This window comes from Trinickia dinghuensis (assembly GCF_003367175.1).
Classification (GTDB): domain Bacteria; phylum Pseudomonadota; class Gammaproteobacteria; order Burkholderiales; family Burkholderiaceae; genus Trinickia; species Trinickia dinghuensis.
In genome coordinates, this window is record NZ_QRGA01000023.1 from 40,510 (window position 1) to 52,544 (window position 12,035).

9 protein-coding genes are annotated in these 12,035 nt (G+C 66.5%); 6 read left to right on the forward strand and 3 right to left on the reverse strand.

Annotated elements, in window-relative coordinates; all coding sequences use genetic code 11:
* Positions 1-128 precede the first annotated feature (128 nt).
* The gene (gene glnE, locus DWV00_RS30820; RefSeq protein WP_115537406.1) at positions 129-2,942 is read left to right on the forward strand and encodes a bifunctional [glutamate--ammonia ligase]-adenylyl-L-tyrosine phosphorylase/[glutamate--ammonia-ligase] adenylyltransferase; all 2,814 of its coding nucleotides are present in this window, start codon (positions 129-131) and stop codon (positions 2,940-2,942) included.
* On the opposite strand, the gene recN is transcribed toward glnE, so the two are convergent.
* Both recN and DWV00_RS30830 read right to left on the reverse strand, forming a co-directional pair.
* On the reverse strand, positions 2,939-4,606 hold the full coding sequence (gene recN, locus DWV00_RS30825; protein ID WP_115537407.1) for a DNA repair protein RecN: 1,668 nt from the start codon (positions 4,604-4,606) through the stop codon (positions 2,939-2,941). The two genes, glnE and recN, sit on opposite strands and share 4 nt — an antisense overlap.
* Before the next feature lie 99 nt (positions 4,607-4,705).
* Positions 4,706-5,614, reverse strand: coding sequence for an NAD kinase (locus DWV00_RS30830; protein ID WP_115537408.1), 909 nt, complete (start codon positions 5,612-5,614; stop codon positions 4,706-4,708).
* Between the two features lie 267 nt (positions 5,615-5,881).
* Between DWV00_RS30830 and hrcA the strand changes: the two genes are divergently transcribed.
* The 3 genes from hrcA to DWV00_RS30845 all read left to right on the forward strand — a co-directional run bounded on the left by hrcA (position 5,882) and on the right by DWV00_RS30845 (position 8,507).
* Positions 5,882-6,901 carry a heat-inducible transcriptional repressor HrcA gene (hrcA, locus tag DWV00_RS30835; RefSeq protein ID WP_115537409.1) on the forward strand — a complete coding sequence of 340 codons (1,020 nt, stop codon included), beginning with the start codon at positions 5,882-5,884 and terminating at the stop codon, positions 6,899-6,901.
* 87 nt (positions 6,902-6,988) lie between these two features.
* Positions 6,989-8,056 carry a ferrochelatase gene (gene hemH / locus DWV00_RS30840; RefSeq protein WP_115537410.1) on the forward strand — a complete coding sequence of 356 codons (1,068 nt, stop codon included), beginning with the start codon at positions 6,989-6,991 and terminating at the stop codon, positions 8,054-8,056.
* A 43-nt stretch (positions 8,057-8,099) separates the two neighbouring features.
* Positions 8,100-8,507 carry an RNA-binding S4 domain-containing protein gene (locus DWV00_RS30845; RefSeq protein ID WP_115537411.1) on the forward strand — a complete coding sequence of 136 codons (408 nt, stop codon included), beginning with the start codon at positions 8,100-8,102 and terminating at the stop codon, positions 8,505-8,507.
* On the opposite strand, the gene DWV00_RS34250 is transcribed toward DWV00_RS30845, so the two are convergent.
* Complete coding sequence (locus tag DWV00_RS34250) at positions 8,479-8,640, reverse strand: hypothetical protein (protein WP_181885649.1); 162 nt, start codon at positions 8,638-8,640, stop codon at positions 8,479-8,481. The genes DWV00_RS30845 and DWV00_RS34250 overlap by 29 nt on opposite strands.
* Before the next feature lie 388 nt (positions 8,641-9,028).
* Between DWV00_RS34250 and grpE the strand changes: the two genes are divergently transcribed.
* Both grpE and dnaK read left to right on the forward strand, forming a co-directional pair.
* Positions 9,029-9,613 carry a nucleotide exchange factor GrpE gene (gene grpE / locus DWV00_RS30850; RefSeq protein WP_115537455.1) on the forward strand — a complete coding sequence of 195 codons (585 nt, stop codon included), beginning with the start codon at positions 9,029-9,031 and terminating at the stop codon, positions 9,611-9,613.
* A 261-nt stretch (positions 9,614-9,874) separates the two neighbouring features.
* Complete coding sequence (gene dnaK / locus DWV00_RS30855) at positions 9,875-11,839, forward strand: molecular chaperone DnaK (RefSeq protein WP_115537412.1); 1,965 nt, start codon at positions 9,875-9,877, stop codon at positions 11,837-11,839.
* The last annotated feature ends 196 nt before the right edge of the window (positions 11,840-12,035 follow it).

Sequence of the window (12,035 nt, forward strand, 5' to 3'; positions counted from 1 at the left end):
TGCCGGCGGCCCCGCCGCGCCTCGTTCGGGCGTTCGGCGGCCGCTCGGCGTTGCGGTGCGGCAAGCACTGCGCGCGCGGCCGCCGTTTCCGCCGTTACCGCTTTTACCCAAGCGAGCCACGCCTATCCATGACTGCTGCCGTACTGCTGAGTTCCGCTTATTCATCGTATGCCTCGCGCGCGATCGCCGCGCGCCCTGAACTTTCCGAGCGTATCGCCGCCTGGGCCCAAGCGCCGATCACGCGAGCGCGCATCGATGCGCGGCTCGCCGAGCTGATTGCCGAACTGCGCAAGACGCGGGCCACCGAAGAAGGGGCGCCCCTCGGCGAAGACGCGCTGCGCTGCGTGCTGCGCCGGCTGCGCACCGAGGTTTTCTGCGCGGCGATGGAGCGCGATTTGGCCGGCACGGCGGATGTCGCCGAGGTCACAGGCACGATGACCGATCTGGCCGAAGCCGCGATTCAGCGCGCGATCGAAGTCCTTTCCGCCGATTTGGAAGCGCTGTTCGGCGAGCCGCGCTCGGCCGACGGCAATCGGCTCACGCTCGGCGTCGTGGGCATGGGCAAGCTCGGCGGCCGGGAGTTGAACGTATCGTCCGACATCGATCTCATCTTCGTCTATGAAGACGACGGCGAAACCGCGGGCGGCAGCCGCGCCGCCATCTCGACGCAGGAGTTCTTCACCCGGCTCGGACGCCGCCTGATCGGCGCGCTGGCCGAGCCGACCGCGGACGGGTACGTTTTTCGCGTCGACATGCGGCTGCGCCCGAACGGCGATTCCGGCCCCCTCGTCTGCAGCCTGGGGATGCTCGAGGAGTACTTCTACGTTCAGGGCCGCGAATGGGAGCGCTACGCCTGGATCAAGGGGCGGCTCGTGTCGGAGCAGGACAGCGATGCGGCGCGGCGGCTCTCGGAGCAGCTCGACGCGATCGCCAAGCCGTTCGTCTATCGGCGCTACCTCGATTTCGGCGTGATCGGCGCGATCCGCTCGCTGCATCGGCAGATTCGCGAGGAAGCCCAGCGCCGCGCCACGATGCGGCCCGACAAAGCGGACGACATCAAGCTCGGCCGCGGCGGCATCCGCGAGATCGAGTTCAGCGCGCAAGTTTTTCAATTGATCCGCGGCGGCCAGGATTCGGGCTTCCGGATCCGTCCGACGCTGGCGGTGCTCCGGCACGCGGCGGCACGGGGGCTGATTGCGCCGTCCGTCTGCGCGGATTTGTCGGTCGCTTATCGCTTCCTGCGCGAACTCGAGCATCGCCTCCAATATCGCAACGATGCGCAGACGCACGCGCTGCCCGTCGATGCCGACGAGCGGGCGAGACTGGCGGCGTCGATGGGTTTCGCCGATTACGCCGCGCTCATGGCGGTGCTCGACGCGCATCGCGAGCTCGTGGAGGCGCAATTCGATCAGATCTTCGCCGACAAGGCCGAGGCCCAAGCGCAGGCGGCCGATGCGAGCGGCGGGGAGGCGGTGCGAGCGGGCGAGCTGTGGGGCTGCGCGCTCGATGACGAAGCGGCCGACGAGCAAGTGGTCGCGCGCCTGAAGGCCGCCGGCTTCGACGCCGCCGGCGAAGTGCATGCCCGCTTGAGCGCCGTGCGCCGCTCGGGGCGCTACCAAGGCCTGCCCGAGCGCAATCGCGAGCGTTTCGACAAGATCGCGGCACGTGCGCTCGATGCGGCGGCGGCGATGGAGCCTTCGGCCAAACGCGCCTCGACGCTCGCGCGCATGATCGACCTGCTCGAGGCCGTGAGCCGGCGCGGTGCGTACCTCGCGCTGCTCAACGAATTTCCGGCCGCGCTCGATCGTGTGCTGGCCGTGCTCTCCGGATCGCGCTGGGCGGCCGGCTATTTGATTCGGCATCCGCAGCTGCTCGACGAACTGCTCGACGACGAAGCGATCGGGAGCCCCTTCGACTGGCCCGAGTTCAAGACGTCCCTGCGCTCGCGCTTGGCCGCCGCCGACGGCGTCGAGCAGCAGATGGATTTGCTGCGCCACGCGCATCAGGCCGAAGTTTTCCGCATCCTGCTGATCGATCTGGCCGGCCGGTTGACGGTGGAGCAGGTCAGCGACCGCCTGTCCGAACTTGCCGATTCGGTGCTCGACGTGGCGATCGGTGCCGTCTGGCAGCAGTTGCCGAAGCGCCATCGCGACGTGCCGCGCTTCGCCATCATTGCCTACGGCAAGCTTGGCGGCAAGGAGCTCGGCTATGCGTCCGATCTCGATCTGATCTTCCTCTACGACGACCCGGACGACGCGGCCGCCGATATCTACGCGACGTTCACGCGCCGGCTCATTACCTGGCTGACGACGGCGACCGGTGCCGGCACGTTGTTCGACGTCGACTTGCGGCTGCGGCCGAACGGCGAATCGGGGCTGCTCATCACCGATCTGGACGCCTTCCGGCGCTATCAGCTGCGCGAGGGCGACGCGGCCAACACGGCCTGGGTGTGGGAGCATCAGGCCCTGACGCGGGCCCGCTTTTGCGCGGGCGATACGCAGATCGGCCGCGAATTCGAGGACATTCGCCTGCGCGTGCTGACGACGCCCCGCGAGGGCGAGCCGCTCGCGGCCGAGATCGTGGCGATGAGAGAGCGTGTCGCGGCGGGCCATCCGAATCGCAGCGAATTGTTCGACGTCAAGCACGATCGCGGCGGAATGGTCGACATCGAGTTCGTCGTGCAGTACTGGGTGCTGCTGCACGCGGCGCACGATCCCGAACTGATCCGCAACACGGGCAACATCGCGCTGCTGCGCGAAGTGGCCCGCTTCGGGCTCATGGGTGCCGACGAGGCGGAGACGGTCGGCGCGGCCTATCGGACCTACCGCAAGCTGCAGCATCAACTGCGGCTCGACGGCATGGAGAAGGCTTGCGTCGCGCACGAACGCATCGAGCAGGAGCGCGAGGCCGTGCTCAAGCTCTGGCAGCGCGTGTTCGGCTAGGCGGCCAGCATTTCCTTGGCGTGCCGGCGCGTGGTTGCCGTGATCTCCAGCCCGCCGAGCATGCGCGCGACTTCCTCGATACGCTTGGCGTGATCGAGCGCCACGACGGTCGAAAGCGTCTTTCCGCCCTGGCTCGCCGCCTTCGCGACCTGGAAGTGATGATCGCCGCGCGCCGCCACTTGCGGCAGGTGCGTGACGCAGAGCACTTGCCGCATCTGGCCGAGCTGATGCAGCAAGCGGCCGACCACTTCCGCCACGCCGCCGCCGATGCCCGTGTCGACTTCGTCGAAGATCAGCGTGGGTGTGGGGCTCGCCGCGCTCGCGATGACGGCCAGCGCCAGGCTGATCCGCGCCAATTCGCCGCCGGACGCGACTTTCGCGAGCGGCCGTAGCGGCACCCCGGCGTGGCCGGCGACGCGGAACTCGACCTGCTCGAGCCCGTAGGCGCCGCCCTCGGCGAGCGCCACGAGCGCCACTTCGAAGCTGCCGCCCGCCATCGACAGTTCCTGCATGCCCGTCGTGACCGCCGCGCCGAGTGCCTTGGCGGCCTTCGCGCGCGCTTTCGACAACTGCTTGGCCTCGGTCATGTAGGCCTGCCGGGCTTTTTCGACCGCGGCCGTCAGCGCATCGAGATCGGCGGCGGCATCGAGCGCCGCTAGCTGTGCGCGGCGTGCTTCGTGTTCCTGCGGCAGCGTCTCGGGTTGCAGGCGGAACTTGCGCGCGAGCGAATGCAGCGCATCGAGCCGCAGCTCGACTTGCGCCAGGCGATCGGGATCGAGTTCGAGCCGCTGCGCATAGTGCGTCAGCGAGTAGGCGCCTTCGCGCAATTGAATCTCGGCCGGTTCCAGCGCGGCGAGCGCGTCGCCGAGCGCGGGATCGATCTCGGCCAGATCGCGCAGCTTCGAAACGATCGAGCCGAGCTGGCCGACCATCGCGCCATCGGATTCCGAGATCGCGTCGAGCGCGCCGCGCACGCCTTCGATCAGACTGGCCGAGTGGGCGAGCCGCCGATGCTCGGCACCGATCTCTTCCCACTCGCCGGGCTGCGGGGCGAGCTTGTCGAGTTCCGCCAGTTGCCAGGCGAGCCGCTCGCGTTCGAGTTGGATTTCGCGGTCTTTCGAGATGGCGTGTTCGAGCGCTTGCTGGGCGTCGCGCCAAGCGCGATGGGCGCGCGCGACGGCGGCCGAGATGGCCGTGAGCCCCGAGTGCGTATCGAACAGCGTGCGCTGGGCGTCGGGCCGCATGAGCAGCTGATGCGCATGCTGGCCGTGAATGTCGACGAGCATTTCGCCGACTTGGCGCAGCTGCGTGAGCGTGGCCGGCGTGCCGTTGATGAACGCGCGCGAGCGCCCGTTCGCGTCGACGACGCGGCGCAGCAGCACGCGGGTCTCGCCACCGTCGGCGTCTTCGGCGCCGAGCGCATGCTCGGCGAGCCAGCGTGCGACGTCGCCGCCGGCGTCGAATTCGGCCGTCAGATCGGCGCGCGCCGCGCCCGTGCGGACGACGTCGGCGTCGGCGCGGGCGCCGAGCGTCAGGGCGAGCGCATCGATGAGAATCGATTTGCCCGCGCCCGTTTCGCCGGAGAACACGGTGAAGCCGCTATCGAATTCGAGATCGAGCGCGGCGACGATCACGAAGTCGCGTATCGAGAGGTGGCGGAGCATGGGTAGGTTGTGTGCGACGAACGACGTTTCGTACGAGGCCGACGGGAATCGATGCAAGCTGGGCGGGCCGGATCCGCCGGGCGCGCCAGACAGGCCGGGTTACGGGGCCTTGGCATCGCCTTCCTCGTCGGACGGGTGCTCGTTCCAGTGGAGTTTCTGCCGCAGCGTCGCATAGTAGCTGTAGCCGACGGGATGCAGGAAGGGCACCGTGTGCCGCGAGCGGCGCACTTCGATCGTATCGTTCAGCTTCACGGCGGTGAACGATTGCATGTCGAAGTTCACGTTCACGTCGCGCCCGCCGATGATCTGGATGCTGACGTTGGAGCCGTCGGGCAGCACGATCGGACGGTTCGACAGCGCGTGCGGGGCGATCGGCACGAGCACGAGCCCTTGCAGCTGCGGATGCAGAATCGGGCCTTGCGACGACAGCGCATAGGCCGTCGAACCCGTGGGGGTGGCGACGATGAGGCCGTCCGAGCGCTGGATGTACATGAAGCGGCCGTCGACCGACACGCGCAGCTCGGCCATCCCGGAAAAGCCGCTGCGGTTGACCACGACATCGTTGAACGCAAGGGCATGGTAGATGGGTTCGCCGTCGCGCATGATGCGCGCCTCGAGCAGCGTGCGCTCCTCGCGCTCGAAGCTGCCCGCCAGCATTTGGGATATGCGCTGGCTCATTTCCGAGATCGCGATGTCGGTGATGAAGCCGAGCCGCCCTTGGTTCACGCCGATCAGCGGCGTGCGATAGGGCGCGAGCTGCCGGCCGATGCCGAGCATCGTGCCGTCGCCGCCCAGCACCACGGCGACGTCGGCGCGCGCGCCGATCTCGGCGGGCGTGAGCGCCGGATAGCCGGTGACGCCGATGTCGCGCGCGGTGGCGGCCTCGAACACGACCGAGAGGCCGCGCTTCTCGATGCAAGAGGCGAGCGCCGTCAGCGGCTCGCCGATGCCTGGCGTGTTGCTGCGCCCCACGAGCGCCACAGTCTTGAATTGGCTGCCAATTTCCATGCCGGCATTACACCATAGGTGTGTGTCGAAAAGAACCGTCGTCGTGGTTTGCCCTGCCTTGGTGCGGCCAAGCGCGCCGTCCCGTTCCGGCCATTTGTCGCTAGAATGGCGTTGTCCCGATAAGACGCCGGCGGCCAGGCGCGCCCGTCGCCGGCCGGGCGTCGCGTGCTTCCGGCCGGCCTTCCGCCTTCGTGCCGTGCGCATGCGAACGCTCGAGCGCCGCCACGCGCTCACGGGGGGCACGCCGTTCGGCTAAAATTTTGCGTCATGTTAGAACCCCGCGCACAGACTCTCCTCAAAACGCTGATCGAGCGCTATATCGTCGAAGGCCAGCCCGTCGGCTCGCGTACGCTATCGCGCTACTCGGGGCTCGAATTGAGCCCCGCGACGATCCGCAACGTGATGTCGGATCTCGAGGAGCTGGGTCTCGTCGCGAGCCCCCACACGTCGGCCGGCCGGATTCCGACGCCGCGCGGGTATCGGCTGTTCGTCGATACGATGCTGACCGTCGAGCCGGTTCAGGACGACGAAGCGGTCGAGCGCGTCGTGCGCAAGACTTTGAGGCCCGGCGAGCCGCAGAAGGTGGTCGCGGCCGCGGCGAGCGTGCTCTCGAACCTGTCGCAGTTCGCCGGTGTCGTGATGACGCCGCGCCGCAGCCACGTGTTCAAGCAGGTCGAGTTCATGCGGCTGTCGTCCAAGCGCATCCTGCTCATCATCGTGACGCCGGAAGGCGACGTGCAAAACCGCATGATGGCGACCCAGCGCGACTATTCGCCGTCGCAACTGACGGAAGCCTCCAATTACATCAACGCTCACTTCGCCGGGCTTTCGTTCGACGAGGTGCGGCGGCGCTTGCGCGAGGAAATCGACCAATTGCGCGGCGACATGACGACGCTGATGCATGCGGCCGTCACGGCCAGCACCGAGGAAAGCGAAGACAGCGAAACCGTGCTGATTTCGGGCGAGCGCAATCTGCTCGAAGTGGCGGATTTGTCGTCCGACATGGCGCGCCTGCGCAAGCTGTTCGACGTGTTCGACCAAAAAACGAGCCTCCTCCAGTTGCTCGACGTGTCGAGCCACGCGCAAGGCGTGCAGATTTTCATCGGCGGCGAATCGACGCTGGTGCCGATCGAGCAGATGAGCGTCGTGACGGCGCCCTACGAGGTGAACGGCAAGATCGTCGGCACGCTCGGCGTGATCGGGCCGACCCGGATGGCCTACAACCGGGTGATCCCGATCGTCGACATCACCGCGCGCCTACTGTCCACCGCGCTGAGCCAGCCCTAGCGCGCCGCTATAATGGTCCTCACGCCAACCTAAGCGGCGCAGCATTCGGGCCGCTTAAGCCTCGCCTTCGGGCGCTTCCTATTGCTCATGCGTTTCGATCTCGAGTTGCCGTCGCAGCCCGCCGCATCCCATCGCGTCGCCGTGCTGCTGATCAATCTCGGCACGCCCGACGCGCCGACGCCGCGCGCCGTGCGCCGCTATCTCGCCCAGTTCCTGTCCGATCCGCGCGTGGTCGAAATTCCCGCGCTCGTTTGGCAGCCGCTGCTGCGCGCGCTGATCCTGCCGCTGCGGGGGCGTTCGTCGGCGAAGAAATACGCGTCGGTCTGGATGCCCGAAGGCTCGCCGCTGCGCGTGTACACGGAGAGGCAGACCGAAGCGCTGCGCCAGTTGCTGCATGCGAACGGCTATCGCGTCCTCGTCGATCACGCGATGCGCTACGGCACGCCCGGCATCGGCGCGATGCTGGGGCAGCTCAAGCTCGCGGGCGCCGAGCGCGTGCTGTTGATGCCGATGTATCCGCAATATTCGTCGTCGACAACCGCCACGGCTTTCGACGACGCGTTCGCGGCGCTCGCGCGCATGCGCAACCAGCTCGAAGTGCGCACCGTGCGCCACTATGCCGATTCCCCGGCCTACATCGCGGCGCTGGTCGAGCAGGTGCGGCGCTATTGGGCCGCGCACGGCCAGCCCGATTTCGCGGCCGGCGATAAATTGGTGCTGAGCTTTCACGGCGTGCCGAAACGCACGATGGATCTCGGCGATCCCTACCACGATCAGTGCCGCACCACCGGGGCACTGGTGATGGCGGCGCTCGGGCTCACGCCCACCGAATGCCGCGTGACGTTCCAGTCGCGCTTCGGCCGCGCGGAATGGCTGCAGCCGTACACGGCGCCGACCTTGCGCGAGCTGGGCGCGGCCGGAGTGCGCCGCGCGGACGTCTTTTGCCCCGGCTTCACGGCGGACTGCCTCGAAACGATCGAGGAGATCGGGATCGAAGTGCGCGACGAGTTTCTGCACGCGGGCGGGAAGGAATTTCATCGAATCGCCTGCCTCAATGCCTCCGAGGCTTGGATCGCGGCGCTGGGCGAAATCGTGGTCCAGCAATTGCAAGGGTGGCCGGCGCGCGAGAGCGTGCCGGCCGGTGTCCCGGCATGAACGTTCCCGCCGCGCGTCATGGCGTTTATTTTCCGATGCTGCGATGAATCACAAGATTTCGACCGAACCCGGCGCGCGCACGCGCATCGACAAATGGCTCTGGGCCGCCCGTTTCTTCAAGACGCGGTCGCTGGCCGCCGATGCCGTCGAGAAAGGCCACGCGCGCATCGGCGGCGCAACGGTGAAGCCGGCGAAGGATGTTCGGATCGGCGATCTCGTCACGGTCGAGATCGAGCGGATCGTGTGGGAGGTCCAGGTGCTCGGGATCTGCGAGGTGCGCGGGCCGGCGAGCGTGGCGCAAACGCTCTACGCGGAGACGCCGGACAGCCAGACCAAGCGCGCGGCGGAAGCCGAGCGGCGCCGCACCTATCGCGAGCCCGCGGCCGCGCTGCAAGGGCGGCCGACGAAGCGCGACCGGCGCGTCATTGACAAGTTTTCAGGCGGGGATTGAACAGCGAATCGATCGCGGCGTGCGCGCCACCGTATTCCGTCGTGCAGGCGGTCACGGCGCCGGACAGGCAAATGGTGGTGGTTCCCGCGACGAGTACCAGGGCGACCACCGCAACGGCAAAGGTCAGTTTCACGGTACTCCCTCACGCGGAGAAAGGCGAATCGGACGTCGGCAACTCGGATGGGCACAGCTTGAGTGCGTTCCGGAGCGGGGGGCTCGGATTCGAAACGCATGCAAGCAGTTTAGGGCAAACCAGGATGGTGCTCAACGCGGTTTTGCCTTCGGTGCCGGTAACCAGTGTTACCGTTCGTTTCCGGCTCGCATTAAGTGCAAAAAAGGGGCGCGCAGGGGCTTGAAATGCGGCTCGGCAGCCCCATCTGCCGAAGCAATGCACGGCGGCATAGTTGTATTCGAGCAACGGGTCGAACCACGATGCGGTTTACGTTGCCCGGCCGGGCGGGGCGAAGTCCCCGCCTGTCGGCCGCTGCTTCGATTTCACTTTTTGGACGATTTTCAGCGACATGGAACATACGCAAGACAATCCGGCCAACCAGCAACCGTCGTCTCCCGACGCGACCGCGCAGCAGGGCGCGGCTGAGAACGCCGCGGCGCAGAGCGCCGCCGCCCAGGGCCAGCCCGCTGCCGCCGGCGCGTCCCCCGACGCCGCGCTAGCCGAAGCACAGGCGAAAGTCGCCGAGCTGAGCGAGAGCTTCTTGCGCGCGAAGGCCGAGACGGAAAACGTCCGCCGCCGCGCCGCCGAGGACGTGACGAAGGCGCGCAAGTTCGCGATCGAAGCGTTCGCCGAGCATCTGCTGCCCGTGCTGGACAGCCTCGAAGCCGCTTTGGCCGATACCTCGGGCGATGCCGCGAAGCTGCGCGAGGGCGTCGATCTGACGCTGCGCCAGCTGTCGAGCGCGATGGAAAAGGGCCGCGTGACGGTTGTGAACCCGGTGGGCGAGAAGTTCGATCCGCATCAGCATCAGGCCATTTCCATGGTGCCGGCGGAACAAGAAGCGAATACGGTCGTTTCCGTGCTGCAAAAGGGCTATGCGATCGCCGATCGCGTGCTGCGCCCGGCGCTCGTGACGGTCGCGGCGCCGAAGTAAGCCGCGCGGCAAGCCCCACGCAAGGCGCCGTCGATGAGCGCGCACGGCGTCGACGCCACCGCGTTTTCCGTTTTCGAGAGCGGGACGTGTCCGGCGAGGCGCGGGCGAAAATTGCAAAAATCGATTGACCTTATAGATTTCAGGGTCTTGAAAACGGTCCGGCGGCACACATCTTGGGTGCAGGTTTGAATTGAGCGGGCGGCAGCGCCAACGAAGCGCCGTCTCGTCGAAGTAATCGGAATATCTCGGAGATCAGGAAAAATGGGCAAGATTATCGGTATCGACCTCGGCACCACGAACTCGTGCGTGGCGCTGATGGAAGGCAACCAAGTGAAGGTGATCGAGAACTCGGAGGGCGCTCGCACGACCCCGTCGATCATCGCCTACATGGACGACAACGAAGTGCTCGTCGGTGCGCCGGCCAAGCGTCAGTCGGTGACGAACCCGAGGAACACGCTGTTCGCGGTCAAGCGCCTGATCGGCCGCCGCTTCGAAGAAAAGGAAGTGCAGAAGGACATCGGCCTGATGCCCTACAAGATCCTGAAGGCCGACAACGGCGACGCCTGGGTCGAAGCGCACGGCGAAAAGCTCGCTCCGCCGCAAATCTCGGCGGAAGTGCTGCGCAAGATGAAGAAGACGGCCGAAGACTACCTCGGCGAGCCGGTCACGGAAGCCGTGATCACGGTGCCGGCGTACTTCAACGACAGCCAGCGTCAAGCCACGAAGGATGCGGGCCGCATTGCCGGTTTGGAAGTCAAGCGGATCATCAACGAGCCGACGGCGGCCGCGCTGGCGTTCGGCCTGGACAAGGCCGAAAAGGGCGACCGCAAGATCGCCGTGTATGACCTCGGCGGCGGCACGTTCGACGTTTCGATCATCGAGATCGCCGACGTCGACGGCGAAATGCAGTTCGAAGTGCTCTCGACGAACGGCGATACGTTCCTCGGCGGCGAAGACTTCGACCAGCGCATCATCGATTACATCATCGGCGAGTTCAAGAAGGAGCAGGGCGTCGATCTGTCGAAGGACGTGCTCGCGCTGCAGCGCCTGAAGGAAGCGGCCGAAAAGGCGAAGATCGAGCTGTCGTCGAGCCAGCAGACCGAAATCAACCTGCCGTACATCACGGCCGACGCCTCGGGTCCGAAGCACTTGAACCTGAAGATCACGCGCGCCAAGCTCGAAGCGCTCGTGGAAGAGCTGATCACGCGTACCGTCGAGCCGTGCCGCATCGCGATCAAGGATGCCGGCGTGAAGATCAGCGACATCGACGACGTCATCCTCGTCGGCGGTATGACGCGTATGCCGAAGGTGCAGGACACGGTCAAGGAATTCTTCGGCAAGGAGCCGCGCCGCGACGTGAACCCTGACGAAGCCGTGGCCGTGGGCGCCGCGATTCAAGGGCAGGTGCTCTCGGGCGAGCGCAAGGACGTGCTGCTGCTGGACGTGACGCCGCTTTCGCTCGGCATCGAGACGCTCGGTGGCGTGATGACGAAGATGATCAACAAGAACACCACGATCCCGACGAAGCACGCGCAAGTGTATTCGACGGCCGACGACAGCCAATCGGCGGTGACGATCAAGGTGTTCCAAGGCGAGCGCGAGATGGCCGCGGGCAACAAGCTGCTCGGCGAATTCAACCTCGAAGGGATTCCGCCCGCGCCGCGCGGCGTGCCGCAGATCGAAGTGACGTTCGACATCGACGCGAACGGCATCTTGCACGTCGGCGCGAAGGACAAGGCGACGGGCAAGGAAAACAAGATCACCATCAAGGCGAACTCGGGCTTGTCCGAAGCCGAGATCGAAAAGATGGTGAAGGATGCCGAGGCGAATGCCGAGGAAGATCACCGCATGCGCGAGCTGGCCGATGCGCGCAACCAAGGCGACGCCCTGGTGCACAGCACGAAGAAGGCGCTGACCGAGTACGGCGACAAGATCGACGCCTCCGAGAAGGAGAAGATCGAGTCGGCATTGAAGGAACTCGAGGACACGCTGAAGAGCAGCTCGGCCGACAAGGCGGAGATCGAAGCGAAGGTCGAGGCGGTCGCCACGGCGTCGCAAAAGCTAGGCGAAAAGATGTACGCCGACATGCAGGCGCAAGGCGCCGCCGGCGCGGCAGCCGGTGGTGCGTCGGCGGGCGGTGCGGGCGGAGCGAGCGCCGGCCAGGGCACGAGCAAGCCCGAGGACGACGTCGTCGATGCCGAGTTCAAGGAAGTGAAGAAGGACTGACGATTGACTGACGGCCGCGGAAATCGCGCCGTGAAGCGGCCGGCCATGAAAATGGACCGGCCGGATCGACGCCTGGCGGGCCTTCGGGTCCTCCGGGCACATTTGCTTTATGGAGGGCGGGGCTGCTTGGCCCGTTCGAGACGGCCTGGCGGTGCCAGCCTAACGAGTCGCAAGACTCCACAGTATGCGAAAGGAG

Bases quoted from the DNA above. Each gene is read 5' to 3' on its own strand.
- DWV00_RS30845 (WP_115537411.1), top strand. From the start codon at position 8,100: ATGAATCACAAGATTTCGACCGAACCCGGCGCGCGCACGCGCATCGAC.
- dnaK (WP_115537412.1), top strand. From the start codon at position 9,875: ATGGGCAAGATTATCGGTATCGACCTCGGCACCACGAACTCGTGCGTG.
- recN (WP_115537407.1), bottom strand. From the start codon at position 4,606: ATGCTCCGCCACCTCTCGATACGCGACTTCGTGATCGTCGCCGCGCTC.
- grpE (WP_115537455.1), top strand. From the start codon at position 9,029: ATGGAACATACGCAAGACAATCCGGCCAACCAGCAACCGTCGTCTCCC.
- glnE (WP_115537406.1), top strand. From the start codon at position 129: ATGACTGCTGCCGTACTGCTGAGTTCCGCTTATTCATCGTATGCCTCG.
- DWV00_RS30830 (WP_115537408.1), bottom strand. From the start codon at position 5,614: ATGGAAATTGGCAGCCAATTCAAGACTGTGGCGCTCGTGGGGCGCAGC.
- hrcA (WP_115537409.1), top strand. From the start codon at position 5,882: ATGTTAGAACCCCGCGCACAGACTCTCCTCAAAACGCTGATCGAGCGC.
- hemH (WP_115537410.1), top strand. From the start codon at position 6,989: ATGCGTTTCGATCTCGAGTTGCCGTCGCAGCCCGCCGCATCCCATCGC.